Genomic DNA, 25680 nt, shown 5'->3' on the forward strand with positions numbered 1-25680 from the left:
ATAAAATAAGTATGAATGTATACTTGTGCATTACATACAGGGTATATAACCTAAAAAATGATTTTTGATTTGGCGTTTGCCTGCTGATCACGAAATAAAGGGGGCTATATGAATGGGACTACCTATCATCTTTGCATTAGTCGCAGTTCTAGCAGCATTTGGTGCAGTTAGTGCACTTAAAAACAAGAACTTCCTAGGTTTGGTTTTTGCTGTAGGAACACTAGCTGTCTTCGGATGGTTCTCTGTAATGACTTTAATCAATAGCGGATATCCAGCTGTCCATTAAAAAATAAAAGGGCTCCCTTCACGGGCAGCCCTTTTATTTTTTAGCTATTTAGATAGGTTTCAACGCTTTGAACTTTTTCTTCCATTTTTCTTTTTACATCCCGCCTATCATCAATTCGGATGTTCGTTGCCACTCTCATTAGCCCATTTTCAAATGGGACTTCATGCATCGCTTGAATCACTTCAAATAAAACAGGAAGTTCTCCTTCAATAATCGTGTTCATGGGTGTTAATTGAAAACGGATTTTTCCGCTTTCTTCATATTTCTTTAGTACTCGCTGTATATCAGCAACATGACTGCTGACACTTGGCGTTTTTGTTCCTATTGGGATCACTGTCACATCTGCGATTGCCATATTCAGACTCCTTTTTGAGTTTTGTTAAATTTGTTCATTTTCCAAAAGCGGTACCTTGTCTTTGCTATCAAGCATGATGACTTCCTCCAGATAAAAACCTGCCAGGCATGTTTTTCCATTTGGGGAGCAGCTAATGGGGGTATTTTCCATTCCCTCTATCAAGATATCCTTAACCCCTTCATTCGTATTGAAGGAAATAAGCTGAAAGTCTCCTGCATACGTATCACTGTCAGCACTATAAAGAGGCTGAAATGTGATGAATTGATCTCCTGCCCAGTCATAATAAGGGACAAGCCAATCAGAGAATCTTGTTAAATGCGGCACAGCCAAAACCGATTGCTTTTGAAAGCGATTATCCATAAATGTATAGACAGCCTGGTCCGGTTCATCTGAGGAAACGGTTATAGTCATTACTCTATTTTTTTCAGAATCAAATTGGAAAATATTCTCCAGGATCTCTGTTTCATTATCTCCACTAATCTGCCGCTTTATCATAGGCGCGAATAAAGACGGATTATCACTGTCCCATGCAAGATATAATAAATTGTTTTCATCCGCCCATTTGGCAAATGGCTCCTTTATTTCAATTTCTTCAAGATTGCCTGTCTTGATATCCAAATGGTAGGACGTAAAATCCCAATCCTCTGTAAAGGAGGAAACAAAAAGGGATTCTTCTTTATACGGATTCCATTCAACTGCAAGATCAAATGCAGAAAGACTTTTATCTAAGACAGCTTCTCCATTCTCTTTAACAACGGTCAAATTACTTTCGTATGTCCCTGGGGATGAACGGATCAGCACATATTTTCCATTTGGGCTGACTGTAACCGCTACGATAGGAGCAGATGATTTATAAAAGAGGCTTTGGCTTCCAGAAAACAGGTCATATATATACACACTTGATCCGGTGCCCGCATTTACAGTGTAAACAATCTTTTCATTGCTGAGCCATCCATTTGCTCCCTGAAACTCCCCATTAATATCTTTGATAGGCACTAGCATGGCTTTCTGGTCATCGGCAGGAGGTGCGGACTCATCAGGGCTTGGCTGCTCCTGTTTTGATTCCCGAAGAATCTCGGTCTTTTCTGTTTGTTCACAGGCTGTGATCACTACGATGAATAACAGGAACCAAAAAAGAAACCTGCATTTATATGTAATTTTTAAATTTTTCAAATCCGCACCTCCTTCTCTACCTATATATGAGTACGTAAATAACGTAAAAACGTTTCAAATATAAACGATTTTTTAATAGGAAAAAGCCGTTTTTCCGGCATCAGCTGGAAAACGGCTGAACTTCATGCGCTAATAATATGATAGTTATTTTAATCTCTAAGAAATTAAATTACAATACAGAAGCTGGCATCCTGGTAAATATATTTTACATATAGAGCGAAGCCAGGAAAATACCAAGGACCTCTTCATATATTTCATCATACTGGGATAAAGGCAATGGGTTGATTCCTCTTCCCAATTCGATCGTGAACCCCGGCTTTCTGAACTCCTGTATAAACCAATCCTTATAGCCGGCAAAACTGTCTATATACTGTACTGCTCTATAGCCGCTGACCCGTTCGAATTCAGCAGCAATCACTTGCGATTCTGGGGGCTCCATTCCCTCATAACCCCAATAGAACTCAGATCCCTGTGTATGGAATGCAAGCATTCTATCGAATTGGCTGGTTCTTGCAAGGTCAGCCATAGCGATTGCTTCCGCTTCTGTTAACGGCGCCTCCCCAAGGTAGTCTCTAGGCGCAGGAGCATCTTGTTCAGACCTTTCTTTTTCAAAGTCCCATTTGGCAGGGAATTGGTTATTTAAATCAACCCCTCTAATGTTTGCCTTCCAGCCGGAAAAATCAGTGCTGCCCCGATTAATTTCAATAACCTGTTCCCTTGCTTCTGGGGGTGGCCCATTTATAACAAGATCAACGCCATCCGGGTTAACCATTGGCACAATGGAAAGATCGACAGAATTATATTGAGGCATCGTTGCCAAGCCTCTAATTGGCCTTTCATTGGTCAGGGATAAAAGGAAGCTATTTAATAAAGCCATTAAAATTGGTGTAGTAATCCACTCGTTTGCATGGAAGGAAGCATTTATATGAACTTTTTTACTTCCCCTTCCCAGCCGAACTTCCTGAATCGGCTTCCCAAGAACACTGTTACCAATCGGATTTAACTTTATAAAAGGATAGATATCAGCCAAAGCGGATAGATCAGCTGTTAAATCCTGATAGTCATAATCTCTCCTGCCTTCCACAATCGGTGAAATGACCCGCTTTGGAAGCTTTGCAACTGTCCCTACAGTAAGACGATCTGGATTAAGGGTTTGATTAATCAGCAGAAGAGCATCTATGGACAGGTTTCTGGAAGAGCTTAGCTTCCAAAGAGTATCTCCCTTTTTTACTGTATAGTTTTTCAGGGTGAAGCCAGGAATGTTAACCTCCTGTCCAATCTGCAGCGATGAGGGATTTACACTTGGATTTGAATCAACTATAAGGCTAATCGGTATCATGAAGAGCTGGCTGTAATACCATAACGAATCTCCGGACCGGACTTTGACTTTCATCTTTCTCCCCCTTTCCATCGTTTCAATCTTATGAAATAATTGAGAAAAGATGACTGTTTTTCCGCAGAAAAAGCCTGCAAAACCGCAGGCTTTCAGGCTATTGGCTATTATCCATTGCAGATTTCGGATCTGCTCCTTCATAGAACCTCAGCAAATCTCCATAGATAATTTTATCTGAATATTCAAGCTCATTCTTTGCCTTCTCCATATAGGGTTCACATAAAGATTTATCTGCAGACTGTCCTGTATCTTTTTCATAACAGATCCCTTTTGTATAAACATGATTTTTCGTTATAAAGCTTCCGTCACGCAATACTGCTAGATCCATTTTATTTTTGGCAAATAAGTCGGTGCCAAATTCAATAGATCCTTTTGTATCCACTCCTAAAAGGTGTAGAATCGTTGGTTTAAGGTCGATTTGACCGGAAACATTGGAAATCGTTTTCCCTTTGTGCCCCGGGATATGAATGATTAACGGCACTTTTTGAAGCTGAGCACTGACAAACGGCGTTACGTCTTTCCCGAGAAGCTCTCCCATCGCTTCATTATGGTTTTCGGAAATTCCATAATGGTCTCCGTATAGAATGATAATTGAACCTTCGTATAAATCTTCTTCTTTTAACCGCTCGATAAAAATTTTTAGTGCTTCATCCTGATATCGAACTGTGGGAATATAATTATTTACTGTTTTGTCTGCAGAATGATATGGCTCAATAAACTGATCGTCTTCCCCTAATTCAAAGGGAAAGTGATTAGTCAGGGTAATGAATTTTGCATAAAAAGGCTTTGGCATTTCTCTTAAATGCTTAACAGATTGCTCAAAGAAGTGGATGTCCTTTAAGCCCCAGCCGACTGAATTTTCATTGTTTACCTGATAATCCGGCAATGAATAAAAACGATCATATCCAAAACCTTTATACATAAGATCCCTATTCCAAAAACTTTTGTTATTTGCATGAAGGGATGCTGCGAAATACCCTTTATCTTTTAGAATTTCCGGTGTGGCATGGTATTCGTTCCCTGAATGGGTGAAGAAAACAGCACCACGGCTTAGCGGATACAGCGAATTATCCAGGAGAAATTCGGAGTCTGACGTTTTTCCCTGAGCAGTCTGATGATAAAAATTGTCAAAATAATAGCTTTCCTTTATAAAATCATTCAAAAATGGGGTAATTTCCTGTTCATTTACCATTTCATTGATGACAAAATTCTGGGTAGATTCCATGGATATCAGGATTACGTTTTTTCCTTCCGCAATTCCAAACATCTTTTCATCCGGCTTTTTATATTTGGTTGATACATAATTTTTTATGTCAGCAAGTTCACTTCCATCTGCAAATGCCCTTTGGGCTGATGACTTAGTTTGAAGGAAAAGATCATAGATATGATAATTATAGGTTCCAATGTTCTTAACAAGCATTTCTCTGTCAAATGTTCTTGTCAGCAGCTGAGGACGTTCGGTTTCCGCTAAGGCAAGATTAAAGAACCCAATGGCGATTGCAGCTAAAAAGTATACCCTCTGATATATTTTGGATGCAGGCCGATAAGGAGCCAACCGAGGTTTTAAGGAAATCAGTAAAACCAGGACTGCAAAGTCAGTAAAATATAGAAAATCATTCCAATTTAAAAGTTCGCTTACACTGCTTCCCAAATCACTCATATTGCTCGCCTGGAAAAGCACTGGAATCGTTAAAAAGTCATTAAAAAATCTGTAAAAAACCACATTGGCAAATAACACTGCGGAAATAATAAAACTGGAAATCAAGATATATCGTCTTTGCTTATTTTTTTTCATAAACAACCCTAATCCAAGGGTTAGCAGTATAAAGCTTAACGGATTAAGAAGCAAAATGAATTCCTGTTTCCAATTTTCAATCTTGATTTCAAAGCTTGTTTTATAGACAATATATGTTTTAAGCCAAAGCAGTACTGTCGCAATGATAATCAGTGAGAGGTTTGGCCATTTCTTTTTCCTCATGATTGATTTCTACCTCCCTAATCTTTTGGAAGAAAAACAAAGCAATCAGCCATTTTTTCATATAATAAGTAAAATATATTTCACCTCTAAAACCTTAATACTTGATAATCTGAATTTTATTAGTATTAGCTACTCGAAATGCAATATACAGAGGGGGTGATCTGTGTTTACCCTCATTATTAAACGTTTTAAACATCATTTGGTGACTGATTTTTTAAATTCATAAACAACAGATATCCACACACATGAAAAAAACACCTGCTCTTACAGGTGCTTTCAAAGCGTTATTTGTTTTTAGCCAACCAGGCTGCTCCAATCACTCCAGCATCATTTCCTAAAGTAGCAATATCAATTACAGTAGATTCCTTCACTCTTGAGAAAGCAAATTTGCCAAAGTTTTCAACAACTGGTTTTAATAATATATCTCCAGCTTTAGATACTCCGCCGCCCAGCACAATTTTTTCCGGGTTTAGCGTGTTTGCAATATTAGCCAAAGCCACTCCTAAATGCAATGCGGTTTCGCTAATGACTAAAAGTGAAGTTTCATCTCCAGCCCTTGCTGTATCGAATACATCCTTTGCTGTGATATGGCCCTTCTCGTTATATAACCCAGCCAGGTCACCTGTTGTACCCATTTGGAGCCTATCAAAAGCTTGACGTACAATACCGGTAGCGGATGCGATTGTTTCAAGGCAGCCAATCTTGCCGCAATTGCAAGGTGCTCCTCCTGAAGCTAACGAAGTAATGTGTCCAATTTCACCTGCTGCCCCGCTTGTTCCCTGGACAATATCTCCGTTAGCAATAACGCCGCCGCCGACACCTGTTCCTAGTGTAACGCACACAAGATCTTTTGCCCCGTTACCGGCTCCCTTCCACATTTCGCCAAGAGCAGCACAGTTTGCATCATTATTGATGATCACTGGAAGAGAGGTTTCCACTTCAAGCAAATCTTTTAATGGGTAGTTATCTTTCCACCCCAGATTCACTGTATTATACACCACACCAGTAGCCAAATTAACTGGTCCTGGCGCTCCCATGCCAATACCTATGATCTTATCCTTCGTCAAATCAAGCTCTTCAAGCTTTCTGTCTATCGCTTTCGCAATATTAGTTGTTATATTTTTTCCTTCTTCTGTGTTATCAGTTGGGATCTCCCATTTGTAAAGTATTTCCCCATAGTAATTGATAAATGCAAGTTTGGTTGTTGTTCCGCCTAAATCTACTCCAATTAGCCACTTCTCTGCCAAATTGATCACCTTTTCTCTACTTTTTCTCCCTTAAACGCTGAAGTTCAGTTCGCAGGATCAACGCTGCACTTTGGTAGTCTTTCACCTCAATAAGCTGGGAATCATAAAGCTCTTTTATCTCAGATGCCATCAACTCCAAATCAGCTACCCTATCCCCTATGTAAATAATCGTCCCAAATTTCTTCAAAAACTGCTGTATGTCATAAATGGTTTTCATTCTTTACCTCGACCTTATTCATAAGTTTTTGCCACATTTAAGTATAATCTAACTTCCCCACCTCCTCAAGAGGGAGGGGCATCCATCCTCATAATCCCATCACAGTTGTTAATATATGAAAAGAAACCCTCCCAGAACACAGGGAAGGTTTCCAAAATAGTCTAACGATCGGGATCTTTTGGATGCAGGAAGCGTGGACGCCTATTTTTTAGCGGGATAGGGGATCGGATCAATACATCCCTGAATGCCCTCAGATTAAAAGGAATAAAAGGCCACAAGTACGGCACCCCAAAAGACTTCATCCTTGCCAGCATAATAATGAGCAGCACGATTCCGATTACATATCCGTATGTATGGAAAATACTTGTTGCAATCAGCAAACCTATTCTTATCAGACGATTGGCAAGGCTCATTTCGTAACTAGGCGTCGAAAATGTCCCGATGGCTGCTATTGCCAAATATAAAATCACTTCATTAATGAATAAACCAACTTCAACTGCAACCTGGCCAATCATCAAGGCTGCCACCAGCCCTAGAGCCGTGGCAAGAGCGGTTGGGGTATGGATTGCAGCCATCCTCAGCATGTCCAGCCCTACTTCTATGATTAAAAATTGTACTACTAATGGAAGCTGGCCGGTTTCATTTGGGCCGACGTATGATAAAGCATCTGGCAGCAATTGTTGATCAACCGCAAATAGATACCACAATGGCAATAGAAATATTGAAGCCCAAACTGCCAAAAACCGGACAAACCGCAAATAGGCACCTACAAGGGGTTTATTCCTGTATTCCTCTGCATGTTGCAGATGATGCCAAAATGTAGTTGGGGTAATGATTACACTAGGCGACCCATCCACGATGATGCACACATGCCCTTCATAAAGGTGTGTTGCTGCTGTATCCGGCCTTTCTGTATATCTGACCATCGGATAGGGGTTCCAGTGCCGGCCTGAGATAAATTCCTCAATGGATTTTTCAGCCATGGGCAGTCCATCCGTATCAATCTTGGAAAGGGATTCTTTAATTTTCTCTACCATATGCGGATCCGCTATGTCTTCAATATAGCTGACAACAATATCTGTTTTGGAACGCCGGCCTACTTGCATATATTCCATGCGAAGAGTCCTGTCCCTTATCCTTCTCCGGGTTAAAGCTGTATTAAAAACGAGCGTTTCAACAAAACCATCCCTTGAACCGCGGACAACCCTCTCAATATCCGGTTCCTGAGGGCCTCTAACAGGATAGGTTCGTGCATCAATCAGAATAGCTTTATCCACTCCGTCTACAATCAGGGCAGTCGGTCCAGCGAGTACCATATCCACTACATTATTTAGATCATCACTTGTTTCTACCTCAACATAAGGAATATATGTTTTTATAAGCCTGGATAGGGTGTCCCCTTCCAGCTGATCTTTGTCCAGGCCAGCCAGCATTTTCATCAAGTAGTGTAGTATATCATCTTTTACAAAACCGTCTACCAAATAGAGAGCCATTTCCCTCTCTGCATATTCCACGTCAAGCTGAATAACATCAAAGCTTTTATCTACACCAAGAGCTTCCCTTAGGTAGGCTATATTTTCTTTCAGCGATACCTTTACAGGTTCCCGTTTTACCTTCTCCAAAATCCCCACCTCAGCATTTCTGTTCCATTCTTTTCCTTGCATACTATTCATCAGCATAGACATGCAAAAAAAAAATCATACCACCGAGTGGCATGATTCTTAATAATTGCAGTTAAGCACGTATTTTTCCTGGGTTTAAAGATAAGAGGAAACAAATGGCAATGGTGCACTATTGCCGGACTGATGTTTCCCTCTCTAATATTTGCTCCAATAGCTGCTGATATTCCTGCTGTTCCGGGCTTAAATCGACAGCCTTTTGTGCATGCTGCTTGGCTTTGGCTGCATTTTCTTCATCTAAATATAAAAGTGCTAGATTATAGTGCGCTTCATGGAAGGCAGCGTTATCTTTAATCACATGCTCGAGATGTTCCTTCGCTTCCTGAAGACGCCCCTCCTTTACTTCAGCATAGGAAAGCAGAAAATATAGTTCAGAAGGGGCTTCCTCCTCTTGAATAAAATCGATAAGCAATAAACGTGCTTTTTCATACTCCTCTGTTTTTATATATTCTTGCGCCATTATCATGGCAGTTTGGTCATTAATCATCTTTCCAGGTTCATTAAAACCATATTTTAATAATCCGGCAATCAAGCCGGCTGTAAAAACTAAAAACAGCATCTGAAGCCATGATTTCCTTTTCTTTGGAAAATGAACAATCCCAGTGGCAAGAAAGCCTCCAATCAGCCCGCCGATGTGCCCGGCATTATCAATGCCGGGCACAGTAAACCCAAAAGCCAGGTTTATGCCCAGCACAATAAGGATATTGAATCCCATTGTTCGAAAGAAGAGCTTAGGATAAATTAGGCCAAAATACAAAAGTGCACCGAAACAGCCAAAAATAGCTCCACTCGCACCTGCTGATAAGGTTGGGCTAAATATAAAACTGGCCAAAGTACCGCAAAAGCCTGCTGAAAGATAGATAAATACAAACCTGACATTCCCATATACTCTTTCCACTGCAGAACCCAGATAATAAAGAGCAAGTGTGTTCATTAATAAATGCAGAAGGCCGATATGAAGCACAATGGGCGTAAAAAATCGCCACCATTCACCATCTAATATAAGGGGGTTGAACTTAGCACCATATTTAATTAACGCAGCAGTATCTGTACTGCCTCCCTTCCATTCCAAAAACAAAAACATACCTAGTTGAATAAATACAAAAATATAGGTGAAGAATGGTTTTCCGAAATGAAATAGTGCCTTTTCTTTCTTCGCCTTATTTACAGCATTTGATAAAGCTGACTGTTTGAGTTCATCAGCATCTGTTTCCGTATACTCTCCGCCAGGGAAAGTAAATGGATCATGAAAGACTGATTCCATTTGTTTTATACTCCCAGGATTGCTGGATTCAATTAACATCGTTTGCACAGATGCTTTCCCATTTTCAGGAAGATATGGTTCAGTAATACGGAATTCATAGTCATCAACAGGCGGATAGGCGGTAACATATATATTTAAGGCTGGCAGATTCTTTCTGCCCAGCTGCCTTCTAATGGATTCCGCTTTTAGGGCAGTTTCTTGAATGTCGCGCTGCATCCAGCTGCTCCAATCCAGATTATATCTGAGCAGCCGTATAACCTTCGCTTCTTTGTGTTCAAGCTTTTCAAGCCAAAGTTCATCCTGCTCTTTAGATAGCTGAATTATTCTGTACTCTTGGACAGCAATAAAATAATGTGCCAGACTCCAAAATGTATAATCCTCTTGAAAGCCCACTTTTTCCCCCACTCTCTATTAATGAACCATCAAATTCTGTAATATGTTTAATTAACTATAGGCAAAAAAACTGCCATTTGTAAAAGAAAAAGACTCTATGAAAAAGCAAAATAAAAAGACCTATTACGGTCTTTTTACTCCTATTGCCGCCCATCCGAAGTACCCGATGAAAAAACAGAGCTCATCATCCGGTCCCGGATACCAGGGAAATTCATAACAGAGCTGACAACCACTCTGCGCAGTATGGCATTGCCGAAGAGGACATTTAGTAACCGGTAGCGGTTCTGATAAGCAAAGTATCCGCCAAGTCCAATCATGAATATAGAAAATAATCGAGACATTTAAAATCCCTCCTCTTTATATTTTGAGAAGAGGGATTCACTTTTATCCACATTGGATATATGTCAAATTTAACATTTTTTGCAATTTTAATCTTTAAAGACAGATCCCATTGTCTTTTTCAGTACATTTACCGAATGGGTGAAGTTTATCCTGTTCATTGCTGCATAAATTAAGCTCAATGAGATCACGTATACCGGTTCTATTTACGATAGAAGGAACGCCAATATAGATATCATCATGGCCGTATTGCCCATCCAAATAGGCAGAAACAGTCAGTAATTCTCATTTTGAAGGATTGCTTTAGTGAGCCGGACAAGTCCCATGGCAATTCCATAGTAAGTTGCACCCTTTCGTTCAGATTTCTCTTTATTTAAATCGACTAGAGCCAGCTTCTCTCCTCTGTAACGCCCTGATTTAACAGCGCAAATGCGTCGCTTGAGCCTATGAAGCCGGTTCCGATTAAAACGACCCTGTTTACCCGATTCTTCATTAATTCCACCCCCTATGTCTTATGGGATGGCTATTGAAATGTTAATCCTTCATTTCTTATCACAGTAATATATACAGAAGCATACCCAAAGCTGCTGAAGCCAAACCCGAAAAAAAGTTGACAAAGTCATTGTCCGCGAAATGTTTGCCTTTAGCTAAATTTGTCTTTTGTCCGCAATGAATCAATTTTTCCACCGCTGCACCGCAAACATTGCATTTATACTTTGCCTGCAAAAAAGCTCCCAAAACAGAATCGATGGCATTGCCGGCAAATCCAAAAATGAAGATGAAGAAGGCATCAAAAAATGTTATTTTAAATAAAAACAGAGACAAAAGCGCAATGGCTGATGAACCCAAAAAAGCAGCAAATGTTCCTAATGTGCTTATAGCTCCTGAAGTTCCTGTCTCAATTGGCTTAAAAGTGCGAATGGATATGGGAGGCTTTTTGCTCAGCGAACCAATCTCTGATGCCCATGTGTCCGAATTGGCAGATGCCAGACTGATTAGGAATCCCATCAGCCAAATCTCGGATGGATAGGCAAGGTAAAAAAAACTTGCAAAGCAAGCCAAGCCACCATTAGCCGCTACCTGCCTCCAATCCCGTCTTGAGCCCTTTTCATGCTTGTCTGCAACTTTCAATTTTTGTGTGCTTTTATATTTGGACCAGAGACTGGAACTGGCAAAAAAGAATCCTAATACAAGCAGTCCTTGAACCCCAAAGCCATAGCCTACAGCAAGGCCAATGACAAATGAAGCCAGGCTGCCTGAAAATGACAGCAAATTGAGATAAACACCCGCCATAGCAGTGATCAAAACAAAAATGAAGATGAACGTGTACTCAAGCATTGTTTGTTTTCCATACCTGATCATCTGTAATGATGAAGTCGACGGGACGGTCGTGTTGTTCAATCGGAAGGCTTTCGATTACTTGAAAAGAAAAAGCCAAAGATACTGTCCTGCCTTTGTAATTCTTAAGAAAACGATCATAATACCCTCCTCCGAATCCTAAGCGATAGCCGCATTTCATGTAAGCAAGCCCAGGCACTATCAAAAGATCAATTTCTTCTCCTGACACTTCGGCTGTCTTTGCCTCAATTGGCTCCCATAATCCATAGTATACGGACTCAAGATGACTGAAGCATTCCAAATCCCTGAACACCATTTGCTTTGTGCTGGGAACGCACTTAGGGACAACTACTCTCTTTCCTTCTTCCCATGCTTTTCTGATAATCTGCCAGGTCTCAGGCTCGGGCGGATTTGACACAGTCATCCCTATCGTCTTGGCATGAAGCCAAAAAGGGGTTTGATAAAGGCTGCGGGCTATATCATATGATCGCTGTTCATACTCCGGCTTGTTCAATTCTTTTAATTTCGCGAGCATTTCTTTTCGTATCATTTTCTTTTCTGCTTCCATTTTACCTGCCTCCAGCGGAAAAAATTTATGTACAATTTCGCACTATTTACCCATTTAAGGGAAGTATATCCATGAAAAACACAACAAAAAAAGCAGTAGGAATCATCCTACCGCTTATTTTGTTTCGCGATGTGTAGTCGAACGCTTATCTCTTGGGCAATATTTTTTAAGCTCAAGACGATCTGGATTATTTCGTTTATTTTTTTTAGAAATATAGTTACGATCTCCACATTCTGTGCAAGCTAATGTAATGTTTACACGCATGTTATTTCCCTCCAAACTATGTTCATACTAGTTCGTTCATACGACTTTTCTATAATATCATTATTTAAATCGAAATGCTAGTACGTTTTTTTAAAAGTAACTGGTTATACTGAAGAAGTTCTGTTTTGCTATCTCCGCTGATGATCCATGATTCAGCTTCGGCCGTTTCTTTACCTCCAAACCCAATACTGAAAGCGTAAATGCTTAATGCATTCCCCTTGGCCATCGGGTGGTATTTTAGTATACCTTTGTTTCTGCATTTCCAAATTTGATCACTGTATAAGTTCCAATAAGGCTGAATGGAGCATTCTGTCATTTTCTTGCCATCCATCTGGCCGTTCACCAAAAATACTTTTGAATCTGCCATATGAAAAATGACATTTTCTGCCGGAGAAATAAAGGAGAGGTGCTCACGGGAAGAATATTCATGCTTATGCTGGATTAATAGCTTTACTTTGCGCGGCTTATCCTCATGGTTAGTGATAAAACATTTAAAAAAAGAGATTTTTGAATGAATGTTCTCCTCTTTTATATAGACAGAAAGTTTGTCCTCCGGAAATAGCTCTTTAAAGCCATTTTTCATCCAGTAGGTTTTGCCGTCTATCCATAAACCCGGAATCATTCTCAGTTTGCCTTTGGCTGCATTCTCCATCTCATCATATATATCAGACCGAATCCAGTTTAAAGTGTTCATCTCTTTGCACCTTTTCTTTTAGTTTTTTTGAAGTCCGTCATTTATCACAATGGCTAGTCAGCATCCAATTAGAAATGGCTTTAAACCAATAAATTTTAAAACAGGTCTTCTAGTTTCTGGCTGATCAATGTCTCTTCAAATACTCTCTTGGTTTCCTCTGCTATGCGGCTCCAGCTGAACAAACTCTCAGCCACCTTTTTTCCATTTAATCCAATTGTACGTCCGAAATCAGTGTTTCCAAGCAAATAAGACGCTTGCTCAGCAAAACTGTCTGAATTCCCCGGAATCATGAACAGCCCAGAAAATCCATGCTTCACGATCCCTTTCAATCCGCCAGTATTAGAGACAATTGCAGGTTTTCCTGATATCATTGCTTCCAGCGCAACAATGCCAAAAGGCTCGTAATAGCTTGGGAAAACAGCAAATGTACATTTATTAAAAAGAGCAGAACGCTGCATATCATTGATAAAACCCGGGAAATAAATAAAATCATCCAAATTCAACTCTTTAATTCTCTTTCTGTATGCCTCAAGCATCGGCCCTTTCCCGGCTATAATAAAATAGACATCCGGAAAATTCTCTTTGATCTTAGGTACAGAATCAATCAAAGTATCAAAGCCTTTTTCTTTTACCATGCGGCCAATAGAAAATATAAGTCTGCCGCTCCTCCTTACAGGAAGACCTGCAAGAACACGATCTTGATTCTCCATTGGTATTTCTTTGTTTATCCCATTCGCAATTACAGCCAGTTTTTCATCACTGACCCCAAATTGGTGCATTACTTCCTCTTTCATATATTCGCTGCAAACAATCACACGGTCTGAACCCTTAACGAGCTGATTTTCTTTTTCATGTATAAATTTTTGAAGTTCTGTGTAAATCCCATTGTTTCTGCCATGTTCTGTAGCATGAATGGTTGTAACCAGCGGAACCTTAAGGCTCTCCTTTAAAGTTAAACCACAGGGGCCCACCAGCCAGTCATGGGCATGAACAAGCTCAAAAACATGGCTGGAAGCCAACTCCCTTGCTCTTTGCTCCATGGAAAGATTAAGCCCCAGTATCCAGTGCAAAAAGTTACGGTCATGCTCTTTAAGCGGCCGTACACGATGGATGTGAATTCCCTCGTCACTTTCATAGGCAGGGAGATGGCCGGGATTTGCCGTCAAAACATGAACTTCATAAAGCATTTGGCTTAATCCGCCTGCAATTCCGTGCACATGCCTTGACAGTCCCCCTACAACATTTGGAGGGTATTCCCATGTTAGAAGAAGAATTTTCTTAATTCTATTATTCTGCAATTTCATTTTCGGTTCTGCAGTGATTGGCTCATGCATCCATTAGTCCTCTCCTTCATCAATATTTTCATAATAAGTATAGGTACTCACATTTTCAGACCATTCTGCAGCCTTTTGAATCCCCTCTTTTGGAGGAGGAAACTTTTCAATTGCTGCATCAGATGAATGTAAAGCACTTGAACGAAGCAAAGGAAAGAATTGATCCTCTTCAAGCTTTATGCCAAGCTCTATACAATAGACTCTTCCAGGTTTCAGGCCTTTAAAGGTCCATTCTTTATCTCGCTCAGATAGAGCCACCTCGTGATCGCTTTGTGCATTTTCTCCGTTAAAAATAACACCAGTCACATCATAGATTCTTAATGCCTTTCTCCAAGAGTCAATAGGCCTGTCAAAAAACTGAGCGGCCATATTTTCTTTATAGACCGATAGCTTCCATCCAGCTATGACTTTATCATTTGACACTGGGGTCAAAGTGATTTTATCTTCCTCTGCATAAGCTGCTTCTTTATCTGTTTTCTGAACAGGTATAATCTTTTGAGAGGGCTCTTCGATGCTCCGCTTCGCTTTATTCTGGATTAGCTTTGTCCATTGATATTGCACTTTGCCGACCGTAGTATCAAGTTCTCTGGCAATTTTGCGGAATGAAAGCCCTCTTCTGCGCAGCTTAATAATATCATCAATCATAACGGCACCTCTTATTATTAAATTTTAAATGCGATGCAAACTTCCAAAAGTTTGATATATATGGTCAATATCAAAATTTTATGACTATTTTTATAACTTAATGTTAGCATTGAAACAGTTGAGCTACAATGAACGGAATTTGTCGCTTATTGCGATAGCTGTACTGGCAGGCATATAGGATAGGAAATTTTTTTCATGTGTGATTTAAGGCTGGCTTTCGACAAAAACAAAGCATGATTCACGACAAAAAAATTTAATTTTTATATGATTTTGGAGGAACAATCGAAATTTGTCGCCAATAATGATAAAATGTTTCTGTTCTAGTGAAGAAGAGGTGACAATTTTGGAATATATTGTGCTTGTATTATTGGGTTTTTCCTTTGCTTTATTCATTTTTTCTCTATTTTTAAAGGACCCTTATAAAGAGATTCGGGAAGAAATAGACCAAATGTCGATTCAGCACATTCAGGAAATGTACCAAATTAAGAAAAAACTCAAGGTCCTTGAAGAGGAGCTGCTAATAGGGGAAGATAGCCTGGTGCCGCCATTATCTTTTAAAAGTTCTTCACCGGCGATAGAAAAAAAAGATATTCATGAAATCATTAAAAATCAGGTTATTCTGCTTACCCAGCAAGGTCTAACCATAGACCAAATTGCAAGGCAATCCTCCCTCGCCCCTGAGGAGGTTAATGCAATCCAAACGGAAATGAATTTAAGAGGCCAAGACTATGAATAAGAGAAACACAAGGGCATTTTCTTTTGGGATTCTTATAACGGTTTTGATTATGGGCACCGTCTATTTCTTTGATAGAGATGATGCTTCTCCGAATATGCAAAAGGGGGTTGAGGCTGCAAAACAGCTTGTCATTCAGGAAGGATATATGGTTTTGACACAAGAAGAGTATGCAAATCTCCAAGAGAAGATTAAAAATGCCTCTAAACCTGAGACCGCACAGAAAGAACAGAAAACCGGAAAAGCGCAGGAAGAACCTTCTTCCTCCTATCAACTTGAAATTGTGAGCGGCATGACACCGGGAGAAATAGCAGAACAACTAAAAAACAAAAATATTGTAAATGATGCTGAAGAGTTTGGAAGGTACCTGGAGGAATACGGCTACAGCAAAAAAATTCAGTTGGGTACATTTGAATTAAGCAGCCAAATGAGCTATCAGGATATTGCCAAACTCATTACAAAAAGCTAAAAGGTATGCTCCTTTTAGCTTTTTTTGTTCAATTATTCAAATCATATTGACGTCCTTTAACCAGATAAAAGATATGTTCAGAAATATTAGTTACGTGGTCGGCAGCCCGTTCTAAATAGCGGCAGACAAATGAAAGCTGAGTAATCTGCGGCAAAAACTCAGGCTTTTGCAAATTGATCTGCAGTAGCTCCTTGATTGTCTCGCCATATAAATCATCAACTTGATCATCCATATCCGCCACTTTTTTCGCTTTTGTTATATCTTCATCATTAAATGCTTCTAATGACATCCGAAGCATTTCTGTAGATATTTGATGCATTTTCTTTATATGTTCAATGGGCTTAATTAGCGGTTCAGAGCCTATCCTGATTGTTGACTTTGCCACATTAACGGCAAAATCCGCAATTCTTTCAATATCCGTCGCAATTTTAATTGCAACAATGATGCGGCGGAGGTCAATCGCCACCGGCTGCTGTTTGGCAATCAAAAGAATCGCCATGTCATTAATCTCCTCATAAAGAAGATCTGCCTTGGAATCGTCATCCATAATCTCCAGCGCTAACTCAATATTTTGCGTTTCAAGCGCCTCAATCGCTTTATGCAATGCTTCTTCTGCAAAATTGCCGATTTCAAGGAGCCTCTTTTGAAGCTCCTGCAAATCATATTCAAATCTTTCGCGTCCTGCCATGATTTTTGTCCCCCTTCAAATCTTCTTCCTTTAAATTAAGCTTTGAAAATTTCGTTCCTCAACATTAGCCAAAACGCCCAGTAATATAATCTTCAGTTCGCTTATCTGAAGGGGTTGAGAAAATCTTATCTGTTTCAGCAAATTCCACCACTTCACCATTTAAAAAGAACGCCGTCTTGTCAGAGATGCGGGCTGCCTGCTGCATATTGTGAGTAACGATGATAATGCTGAATTCTTCTTTAAGTTCCTGTACCAGTTCCTCAACCTTTAATGTAGAGATTGGGTCCAGGGCTGACGTCGGCTCATCCATTAAAATAACATCAGGTTCAATTGCCAGGCAGCGTGCGATGCAAAGGCGCTGCTGCTGACCGCCAGATAGGCCGTATGCATTCTGATTTAACCGGTCCTTTACTTCATCCCAGATGGCCGCTCCCCTTAAGCTCTTCTCAACAATTTCATCAAGGATTTTCTTAGCGCGGATCCCATGAATTTTAGGTCCATAAGCTACATTTTCATAAATCGACTTTGGAAAAGGATTTGGTTTTTGGAAAACCATGCCGACTTTTGTACGCAACTCTTCTACACCATAAGACTTGTCAAAGATATTTCTGCCGCGGTATGCTATTTCACCAGATGTTTTTACTCCTGGAACTAACTCAATCATTCTGTTTAACGTTTTAATATAAGTTGACTTACCGCAGCCTGAAGGTCCAATAATAGCAGTTACTTCTTTTTCATAAATATCCAAATCAATGTTCTTCAGTGCCTGAATTTCTCCATACCAAAGATTGAGCTCACTTGTTTTATAGACAATATCTTTTGGCTGTTTTGAGCTTTTGTTATCCCCTTGTTTTTCAAGTACTTTTTGCTTTTCAATTGTGGCAGTCATAAAAAGACCCCTCCTTCATCCTATTGAAACCTTAGCTCCTAGTATCTTTTTTGAAACTTATTTCGAATAAAAACTGCAATTGAGTTCATAAAAATCAGCAAAATGAGCAGAACAATTATTCCAGCAGCTGCCAACGCGTGAAATTCCTCTTGAGGCCTGCCCGTCCAGTTATATATTTGCATGGGCAAAACGGTAAACATATCAAATACTGATTTTGGCAAGAATGCAAGAAATAAAGGTAATCCAAGAACGACCAGAGGAGCTGTTTCACCGATTGCACGTGATAATGCAAGGATTCCGCCTGTTAATATTCCGGGGATGGCTGCAGGCATAACAACCCGAAGAATTGTTTGCCATTTTGTCGCACCCATCCCAAAAGAGGCTTGTCTAAGGTCATTGGGTACTGATCTGATGGCTTCCTGAGAAGCTACGATGATAATTGGCAGTACCAGCAAGCTCATCGTTAACCCAGCTGCCAATACACTCGTGCCTAGTGCAAGGGCACGTACAAATACAGTCAATCCCAACAATCCAAATACAATAGATGGAACACCTGCCAAATTGGAAATATTTATTTGAATGAAATTCGTAAATTGATTCTTCCTTGCATACTCTTCTAAATAAATTGCTGTTCCAACACCTAGTAGCAGGGATACAGGAGCCACTACGACCATAAGCCAAATTGTACCGATTAATGCTGTTTTAACTCCCGCCATTTCAGGTTTACGAGAAGGCAGGCTTTGTAAAAATTGCAAATCCAGATATCCAATTCCTTGAGTGAGTATCCGATATAATAAAATTCCTAAAACAAGTAACCCAAACATAGTTGCCGCAAAGAAAACACCTTTAAAAAAGATATTCTTAAGAATCCTGGGTTTCATATTGTTAACAACTTTTGCATGATCAATTAATCTCATTAGTATTCCTCCCTAAAACGGCGGGCAATAAACTGCGCTAGCAGATTCATTATTAGAGTAAACACAAATAGGGTGAAGCCTACAGCGTAGATACTGTAGTAAATAGTTGTTCCATATCCCGCATCACCTTGGCTAACCTGAACAATATATGCTGTCATTGTCTGTATTGAACTGGTTATATCCCAATTTAGGTTAGGTGTAGATCCGCCCGCAACGGCAACGATCATTGTTTCCCCGATGGCCCTGGAGATGGCTAATACAATTGATGCCACTACTCCGGATACTGCCGCAGGAAGGACTACTTTTAAAGAAACTTCAAATTTAGTTGATCCTAATGCAAGAGCACCTTCACGCATCGAGTTTGGTACAGAAGACATAGAATCTTCTGATAAGGAAGCAATCATAGGCGTGATCATGATCCCAATGACAATACCTGGACTTAAAGCATTAAATATTTCAAGGGTAGGAATGATTTCTCTTAATATTGGTGTTACAAAAGTTAAGGCAAAGAATCCATACACTATTGTTGGTATACCCGCTAAAACCTCAAGAATAGGTTTAATTATTCTTCTGGTTCTATCGGATGCATACTCACTCAAAAAAATGGCAGATGCCAAACCGATGGGAACAGCTACGATTGCTGCAATTAATGTCACTTTCAGTGTTCCTGACACAAGTGGTAAAATTCCGTACGACCCCTGAGTTTCAGAGAAAGGATACCATTTTTGAGCAGTTAAAAATTCTTGAAGTGGAATCCTTCCAAAGAAAGTAAATGTTTCGACGATTAATGTAAAGACAATGCCCAATGTTGTTAATACTGAAACAATAGCAGTAAGGAGCAAAAGAAAAGGTACTATTTTTTCAATAGAAGAACTCGGTCCTTTCTTTTGCTTTTTTGCCGCAATCATTTCCTGTACAGAAAATGATTTAGGCGAGTTTTGTATAGCCAAAGTTAAAACCCCTTTCATCCGCATAGCAAGATGAGAAGCGCGCCGTGCGCTTCTCATGATATAAAATTACTTAAGAGCCTCAAGTGTTTCTAATGCTTTTTCGTATTCTTCATCCTTTAACTTTACGTATCCAACATCCTCTGCAAGAACAGCTGCATTTTCAATTGTATACTTTATAAATTCATATACTTCTTCATTTTTCAAGGACTCGTTTTTAACATATGTGAAAAGCGGGCGGGATAATGGTGCATATTCTCCACTCTCAACTGTTTCATGTGTCGGTTCAACTGGACCGTTTCCTCCATCAATAGGAACAATTTTTAAGGCATCTTTATTTTCTACATAATAAGCAAATCCAAAATAGCCTATTGCATTTTTATCTCCAGTTACGCCTTGCACAAGGATGTTATCGTCTTCAGATAAAGTAGCTTTTTCAACAATAGGTGTATCTTCAAGAATTACTTCATTGAAATAATCATATGTGCCGGAATCTGTACCAGGAGAATAAAACTTGATTTCTTCATCTGGCCATCCTTCGCGAATATCTGACCACTTCTTAACTTGGCCATCTTCTACCCACATTTTCTTTAATTCATCAACAGTCAGGTGATCAACCCAGTCATTTTCGTTATTTACAACAATAGAAAGTCCATCATTTGCAAGTTTGAATTCTGAAAAATCTATCCCTGCTTCTTCTAATTTTTGTTTTTCTTCATCTTTTATTGGACGTGATGCATTACTTAAGTCAGTACTGCCTGCGATAAATGCTTTAAATCCGCCGCCAGTACCAGAGGATGCTACAGAAACTTTTACTCCAGGCTGTTCCATTCCGAACTCTTCAACAACTGCTTCCATAATCGGAAATACTGTAGATGAACCATCAATTTTCACTTCACCTTGGAGTTGCTTATTTTCTTCACCAGCTTGGTCTGTGTTGCCTTCAGATCCATTTGTCGCTCCGTTTCCTGCTCCACAAGCTGCCGTGAATGCCAGCACTGCCCCGATCATTGCTGATAGTGCTAAGTACTTAAAGCTTATCATTTCTTTATTCCCCCTAGAGATTTAGTTGTTTTGTCCTACGAGTAATAGAATAAGGGTTTACTGTTAACGCGGTTTTAACTGATTGTAAAGCTTTTGTAAATGCGATCGATTCATGTGTAAATCTGTCGAAATAGAGGTATAACGTTAAATTTAGCTTTCCAATATATCCGGTTTCAAATACAGCTTAAATAGAAATAAAAAAACTGTTTCCCTTTTATAACGGGAAACAGTTCTTCCAAGCTATTCATTTTCTTGCCGAGCCTCTTCCTGCCCTTCAAGCACTCCATCTATGTTCTTGTTCTCCACTTTTTGAATAGAATCTTCGCTGTCTTTGCCATTTTCCTGACGGGACTTCTTGAGCTCAAAGTATGCATCAAGAACACGCTCACCAATTTTCTTATTTGCTCCGTGATCACGGCCGCCTTGATATGCCCATGGAACCATAACAGCCATGGCAATCTCAGGGTCTTTGGATGGTGCATAGCCAACAAGGCTAAGGTTTATGACCTCTGGAGGCTCCTTGCCAAATTTGCTTCGTTCAGGTCCATCATAAAAAGCTTCTGCAGTACCTGTCTTGCCTGCCGGTTTATAGTCTTTGCCCCCGAAATAGGTATAGGCCGTTCCGCCCTTTTCCTGCATAACCCTGCGGAAGCCTTCCTGAACACGATCCATCCAGCCATCTTTGAGCTCTATTCTATTTAGCACCTTTGGTTCAATTTCTTCTACAATTGGCCCCAGCTCGCTGTTTTCCATCAGCGGTTCACGGATTTCCTTTACCATATGAGGTTCCATTCTGTTGCCGCCATTCGCAATAACAGAAACATATTGGGCAAGCTGCATATTGGAATACGTATCATACTGGCCTATAACAAGGTCAAGCATAAAACCAGGCAGGGTGCTCATTCCTTTAAAACCCGTTTGTTCATTTGGCAAATCAATGCCCGTGCGGACGCCAAGTCCAAATTGCGCAAAAGAATCCCTGATCGTATCAAAGCCTTCTGGATCCAAAGGAAGCGGGCGGTCAAATTTATATTCTCCATTCCCGATCCTTATGGCTGTTTCGAACATATAAACGTTGGAAGAATATTTTAAGGCATTAATATCATTTAGTGGCCCAAAATTCTTCCATGATTTTTTTACAGGTGTATTTTTTATTTGAAGAGGGCGGTCATATATGACGCTATTAGGCTGGATAACCCCTTCCCTGTATCCTGTTAGGATGGTCGCTCCCTTTACGGAAGAGCCAACGTTATAAGTGGTTGTAATATTCCCAAGCGCATCATCCTGCATTTCAGACATTCCTGTCTTTTCATCTTTAACAATCCTTTTACCGGCCATTGACATGATTTCACCGGTATGCGGATCCATTAAAACTACATAGGCACGATCGAGCAAAGCTGTACCCGGAGAAGCTTTTGCAGACCGCAGTTCCTCTTCGATGATTTTTTCCACTTCCTTCTGAAGATCCATATCAATGCTCAAAACAAGATCTTTGCCTCTTTGTCCATCGTTAATCGGCACTGTTTCAAGTACATTACCGGCTTTATCCGTAATATTTTTCACTTTAGCCTTTTGCCCGTGAAGCACTTCTTCATATTGCATCTCAATATAACTTTTTCCTACTCGATCATTCCGGCTATAATCCCGTGCCAAGTAGTACTCAAGCTGTTCAGCCGGAATCCCCTCGTCAGAGCTTGTCACTTTCCCAAGCACGGACTTCAGTGTATCACCAAAAGCATAATATCTTTCCCAATCTGTAGTGGTGTCTACTCCTGGAAGAAGCTGAAGATTTTCACTGACGACTGCAAACTCTTCACGACTAACCTCTTTATTTTTCACGATTTGCGGCGTCAAAGCGTACCCGCTAATGAACTCTCTATAGATGGCTAATATTTCCAGGTCGCTATCATCCAGTTCATTTAGTTCCTCTTCGGTAATCCGGTCCAATGTAAGCTGGTATATTTTCTTATCCAGCTCCTTTTGCTTGCCTTCATACTTCTTTTTTAGCCCTTCGATTTCTTTTTCAGAAACCTTCTTTTCTGCTTCTTCAGAGTTTTTCATAATCCAATAATCTTTCTTGTCGCGTTCCTGAACTTTATCGGTATCTTTTTCGATCAGCTGAGCTAATCTCTCTGCTACCTCAAGCATTTCATCCTGTTTATATCCGTTATTTGTAAAGGTAATTGCGTTTTGCGGGGTATTGTCAACAATTACTTTTCCGTTCCTGTCAAACATTTTCCCCCTTGGCACCGGGCTGTTGACAGTAACATCTTCCGTTCTTTCTATTTCACGCTTATAATCGTCACCATAAACAATCTGAACCATCCCAAGCCGGAGAATCAGCATGGAGAACAATAAAAAAACCGCAAAGAAGAGCATATTCAGGCGAAAAGGAACATGGGTCTTCTTTTTTTTCTTTCTATTCAAGGCTTCGCACACTTCCTTTAAAAAGTCTCTATTACCATTCTAAAAGAAATCGGCAATTAATTCTATAAAGAACCTTCTTTAGACAGGAAGATTATATTGGAAATAATATCCTTTCAACTCTTTATAAGAGGCTCTTTTCGCAAAGAATGTTGTTTTTAATTATATATTTAAGCCGTTGCTTTCCGCTGCGGGCATACAGCGAACCTGTGGGGTCTCCCGCTTCCCTCTCTTCCTGCTGTAGTCAATTGCCATCCGCTCCAATCAACTCATCCAATGAAACTTTGTTGCTGAAAAGAAACAAAGCAATGAATACAGCCCTAAAAAAAGAGAGGCCATTCCCCCCTCATGTCGACTGAAAGTGTATTTTACGAACGAAAAAGTAAATGACAGAATGCCCAGCCCCTATGATTACAAGCAATATGGGGATACTTTTCTCATCATTGAAAAAGGTAACAGCACCTAAAAAGCCCAGTATGGATACAATCCGACCTGAATTTAAAAAAATCTCTCTAACGACGATATATTCTATTCTCATCTCCGCGGCCTTCCAGCCTCGTCCAATAACATCATATGTTAAAGAGATATATGGAACCAGCAATAACGGATAAGCTATCGCGATGGTGGCAGCATACATAAGCAATTTTGGATAAGTAACTTCAAATATAATAAAAAATATCGCGGCATATAACAATAATCCGCCGATCAATATCGCCCTTTTTCGAAATTCTTTTTTCAACAGCCTTGAAACAAGATAATAACCCATAAAGGATATCCCTGAGTTAACCAGTCCATAGGTGCCTAGAGCCAATTCGCTGCCTGTAGAAATGAAAACATACACAGACACTACAAAAACAAATGTTCCTTCTCTAAGCCCTTGAAAAAAATGGGCATTCGTGATCATGCGCCAATTTGGATTGTTTTTTCGTTCAGTAAGAATTCTGCCAAACCAATATCTCCCATTGGCAGGTCGCCTCTTAAGAAAGAAGCTTAAAAAGACGCCTATTGAAAAAAGCGTGAGGGAAATCCCAAAAATAACGGAATAGCCAGTGAACTTCTCCATCCTTGAAATAATGAAACCCGCTGCAATTGGTCCAATCATTCCGCCAACGGATGTTAGTATTCCAAGGAAGCCATTAAAAAAGTCCCGATTTTCCGGTTCCGTTATCTCAAAAGTGAGTACATTGAAAGCTAACCAGTAAAAGCCATATCCCACTCCTAATAAAGCACCAAGAAGCAATAGGTATTTTGAAGCATTCGTCCCGATGAATAGAACAGTCAAATAGAAGGATGCCAAAAAGATGACTCCAATTCTCAACACAATGACTCTGTCAATTTTTTTCGCCCATCTGCCAGCTAAAATAAATGTTAATGGCTGCATGACCACAATAGCCAAATTGTAAAGCGCAAGATCGCTGAACTCACCAGATTGCTTCCAAAGATAAATATTTACAAACGTGTTTGAAAGGGCAGCACTTAAGGAGTAGAGCCCCCCAATAATAAGAAGCAATGTTAAATCCCTTGTTAAGTCCACATCTCCGATCAGTTTTTTAAATCTGCTCATAAAAAAACTCCCCTTTGGTTGTAAGGGTAGTTTCCTACAAAGTCAATGGGCTTATGCAAAGATTGAGAGATTGAAAAAAACAAGAAAACACAGCAGGATGGAAATCCTGCTGTGTTATTTGCATTATTATTTTGCAGCGCTGTAACGCTTAGAAACTTCATCCCAATTAACAATATTCCAGAAAGAATTGATATATTCAGGACGGCGGTTTTGATAATTCAAGTAGTAAGCATGCTCCCAAACATCAAGTCCAAGAATAGGAGTCTTGCCTTCCATTAATGGGGAATCCTGGTTTGGAGTGCTTGTAACTTCTAATTGGCCATTGTTCACTACTAGCCATGCCCAGCCGGAGCCAAAACGAGTTGTAGCTGCTTTTGCGAATTCTTCCTTGAAGCTGTCATAGCTTCCGAATTTGCTGCTGATTGCATCAGCTAATTCACCAGTAGGCTCTCCTCCTCCATTCGGAGAAATAACCTGCCAGAATAATGAGTGGTTGGCATGGCCGCCACCGTTATTGCGAACAGCAGTACGAACAGCTTCAGGAACAGCATCAAGGTTTGATACTACTTCCTCAACAGTTTTAGAAAGAAGCTCTGCGTTTCCTTCCAAAGCGTTGTTTAGGTTTGTCACATAAGTATTGTGATGCTTTGTATGGTGGATATTCATCGTTTCTTTGTCGATGTTTGGCTCCAATGCATCATAAGCGTAAGGTAATTGCGGTAATTCGAATGCCATAATAAAATTCCTCCCTATGTATCTGATTAGTTAAGTCCTCGAAACATCCAATCGTTTATAAAATTCTGATATTAGAATGTTTCTAAAGGTATTTAGCTTAAGA

At 39.9% G+C, this 25680-nt stretch carries 26 protein-coding genes and 1 pseudogene; 3 read left to right on the forward strand and 24 right to left on the reverse strand.

What is annotated here, in order from left to right; genetic code table 11:
- Window positions 1-112 precede the first annotated feature (112 nt).
- Window positions 113-286: a DUF2759 domain-containing protein gene (locus tag NCCP133_RS01620; RefSeq protein WP_264803218.1), complete on the forward strand. Its 174-nt coding sequence runs from the start codon at window positions 113-115 to the stop codon at window positions 284-286.
- 40 nt (window positions 287-326) lie between these two features.
- On the opposite strand, the gene NCCP133_RS01625 is transcribed toward NCCP133_RS01620, so the two are convergent.
- The 16 genes and pseudogenes from NCCP133_RS01625 to NCCP133_RS01700 form a co-directional block, all read right to left on the reverse strand.
- Window positions 327-641 carry an MTH1187 family thiamine-binding protein gene (locus tag NCCP133_RS01625; protein ID WP_264803219.1) on the reverse strand — a complete coding sequence of 105 codons (315 nt, stop codon included), beginning with the start codon at window positions 639-641 and terminating at the stop codon, window positions 327-329.
- A 24-nt stretch (window positions 642-665) separates the two neighbouring features.
- Complete coding sequence (locus tag NCCP133_RS01630; protein ID WP_264803220.1) at window positions 666-1814, reverse strand: hypothetical protein; 1149 nt, start codon at window positions 1812-1814, stop codon at window positions 666-668.
- Between the two features lie 205 nt (window positions 1815-2019).
- Entirely contained in the window at window positions 2020-3207 is a 1188-nt protein-coding gene (locus NCCP133_RS01635; protein WP_264803221.1) for a M14 family metallopeptidase, read from the reverse strand.
- A gap of 97 nt (window positions 3208-3304) precedes the next feature.
- Complete coding sequence (locus NCCP133_RS01640; protein ID WP_264803222.1) at window positions 3305-5185, reverse strand: LTA synthase family protein; 1881 nt, start codon at window positions 5183-5185, stop codon at window positions 3305-3307.
- Between the two features lie 284 nt (window positions 5186-5469).
- The gene (locus NCCP133_RS01645) at window positions 5470-6432 is read right to left on the reverse strand and encodes an ROK family glucokinase (RefSeq protein WP_264803223.1); all 963 of its coding nucleotides are present in this window, start codon (window positions 6430-6432) and stop codon (window positions 5470-5472) included.
- A gap of 16 nt (window positions 6433-6448) precedes the next feature.
- Window positions 6449-6649 (reverse strand): YqgQ family protein, encoded by a 201-nt coding sequence (locus NCCP133_RS01650; protein ID WP_264803224.1) that lies wholly within the window; start codon window positions 6647-6649, stop codon window positions 6449-6451.
- A gap of 161 nt (window positions 6650-6810) precedes the next feature.
- The gene (locus tag NCCP133_RS01655; RefSeq protein ID WP_264803225.1) at window positions 6811-8271 is read right to left on the reverse strand and encodes a spore germination protein; all 1461 of its coding nucleotides are present in this window, start codon (window positions 8269-8271) and stop codon (window positions 6811-6813) included.
- Window positions 8272-8440: 169 nt separating this feature from the next.
- Window positions 8441-9985: a rhomboid family intramembrane serine protease gene (locus NCCP133_RS01660; protein WP_264803226.1), complete on the reverse strand. Its 1545-nt coding sequence runs from the start codon at window positions 9983-9985 to the stop codon at window positions 8441-8443.
- A gap of 140 nt (window positions 9986-10125) precedes the next feature.
- Window positions 10126-10326 (reverse strand): hypothetical protein, encoded by a 201-nt coding sequence (locus tag NCCP133_RS01665; RefSeq protein WP_264803227.1) that lies wholly within the window; start codon window positions 10324-10326, stop codon window positions 10126-10128.
- Window positions 10327-10413: 87 nt separating this feature from the next.
- Window positions 10414-10683 (reverse strand): annotated as a pseudogene (locus NCCP133_RS01670) (L-lactate dehydrogenase); the annotation flags it as partial.
- Window positions 10684-10876: 193 nt separating this feature from the next.
- Window positions 10877-11662, reverse strand: a complete 786-nt coding sequence (locus NCCP133_RS01675) for a DUF92 domain-containing protein (protein ID WP_264803228.1) — start codon at window positions 11660-11662, stop codon at window positions 10877-10879.
- A complete protein-coding gene (locus NCCP133_RS01680; RefSeq protein WP_264803229.1) occupies window positions 11655-12230 on the reverse strand; it encodes a 5-formyltetrahydrofolate cyclo-ligase in 576 nt (191 codons plus the stop codon). The genes NCCP133_RS01675 and NCCP133_RS01680 overlap by 8 nt, the downstream gene beginning before the upstream one ends.
- Before the next feature lie 114 nt (window positions 12231-12344).
- Window positions 12345-12494 (reverse strand): 50S ribosomal protein L33, encoded by a 150-nt coding sequence (gene rpmG, locus NCCP133_RS01685; protein ID WP_009332954.1) that lies wholly within the window; start codon window positions 12492-12494, stop codon window positions 12345-12347.
- A gap of 64 nt (window positions 12495-12558) precedes the next feature.
- Window positions 12559-13188: a hypothetical protein gene (locus NCCP133_RS01690; RefSeq protein ID WP_264803230.1), complete on the reverse strand. Its 630-nt coding sequence runs from the start codon at window positions 13186-13188 to the stop codon at window positions 12559-12561.
- Between the two features lie 95 nt (window positions 13189-13283).
- Complete coding sequence (locus tag NCCP133_RS01695; protein ID WP_264803231.1) at window positions 13284-14522, reverse strand: glycosyltransferase family 4 protein; 1239 nt, start codon at window positions 14520-14522, stop codon at window positions 13284-13286.
- 3 nt (window positions 14523-14525) lie between these two features.
- The gene (locus NCCP133_RS01700; RefSeq protein WP_264803232.1) at window positions 14526-15167 is read right to left on the reverse strand and encodes a DUF4912 domain-containing protein; all 642 of its coding nucleotides are present in this window, start codon (window positions 15165-15167) and stop codon (window positions 14526-14528) included.
- 334 nt (window positions 15168-15501) lie between these two features.
- On the opposite strand from NCCP133_RS01700, the gene NCCP133_RS01705 reads away from it, so the two are divergent.
- Complete coding sequence (locus NCCP133_RS01705) at window positions 15502-15903, forward strand: hypothetical protein (RefSeq protein WP_309298026.1); 402 nt, start codon at window positions 15502-15504, stop codon at window positions 15901-15903.
- Window positions 15896-16369, forward strand: a complete 474-nt coding sequence (locus NCCP133_RS01710) for a hypothetical protein (RefSeq protein WP_264803234.1) — start codon at window positions 15896-15898, stop codon at window positions 16367-16369. Before NCCP133_RS01705 ends, NCCP133_RS01710 begins: the two co-directional genes overlap by 8 nt.
- Before the next feature lie 28 nt (window positions 16370-16397).
- On the opposite strand, the gene phoU is transcribed toward NCCP133_RS01710, so the two are convergent.
- From phoU to NCCP133_RS01750, 8 genes are all read right to left on the reverse strand, one after another.
- Window positions 16398-17057 carry a phosphate signaling complex protein PhoU gene (gene phoU, locus NCCP133_RS01715; protein WP_264803235.1) on the reverse strand — a complete coding sequence of 220 codons (660 nt, stop codon included), beginning with the start codon at window positions 17055-17057 and terminating at the stop codon, window positions 16398-16400.
- A 64-nt stretch (window positions 17058-17121) separates the two neighbouring features.
- Complete coding sequence (pstB, locus tag NCCP133_RS01720) at window positions 17122-17946, reverse strand: phosphate ABC transporter ATP-binding protein PstB (RefSeq protein WP_264803236.1); 825 nt, start codon at window positions 17944-17946, stop codon at window positions 17122-17124.
- Between the two features lie 38 nt (window positions 17947-17984).
- Window positions 17985-18863, reverse strand: a complete 879-nt coding sequence (gene pstA, locus NCCP133_RS01725) for a phosphate ABC transporter permease PstA (protein WP_264803237.1) — start codon at window positions 18861-18863, stop codon at window positions 17985-17987.
- Window positions 18863-19837 carry a phosphate ABC transporter permease subunit PstC gene (pstC, locus tag NCCP133_RS01730; protein ID WP_264803642.1) on the reverse strand — a complete coding sequence of 325 codons (975 nt, stop codon included), beginning with the start codon at window positions 19835-19837 and terminating at the stop codon, window positions 18863-18865. Before pstC ends, pstA begins: the two co-directional genes overlap by 1 nt.
- Before the next feature lie 42 nt (window positions 19838-19879).
- Entirely contained in the window at window positions 19880-20854 is a 975-nt protein-coding gene (locus NCCP133_RS01735) for a PstS family phosphate ABC transporter substrate-binding protein (protein WP_264803238.1), read from the reverse strand.
- Window positions 20855-21094: 240 nt separating this feature from the next.
- Window positions 21095-23281 carry a peptidoglycan D,D-transpeptidase FtsI family protein gene (locus NCCP133_RS01740; RefSeq protein WP_264803239.1) on the reverse strand — a complete coding sequence of 729 codons (2187 nt, stop codon included), beginning with the start codon at window positions 23279-23281 and terminating at the stop codon, window positions 21095-21097.
- A gap of 343 nt (window positions 23282-23624) precedes the next feature.
- Entirely contained in the window at window positions 23625-24842 is a 1218-nt protein-coding gene (locus NCCP133_RS01745) for an MFS transporter (RefSeq protein WP_264803240.1), read from the reverse strand.
- A 126-nt stretch (window positions 24843-24968) separates the two neighbouring features.
- Window positions 24969-25577 (reverse strand): superoxide dismutase, encoded by a 609-nt coding sequence (locus NCCP133_RS01750; protein WP_264803241.1) that lies wholly within the window; start codon window positions 25575-25577, stop codon window positions 24969-24971.
- Window positions 25578-25680 lie beyond the last annotated feature (103 nt).

It is taken from the genome of Cytobacillus sp. NCCP-133 (assembly GCF_026011715.1).
Classification (GTDB): Bacteria; Bacillota; Bacilli; order Bacillales; family Cytobacillaceae; genus Cytobacillus.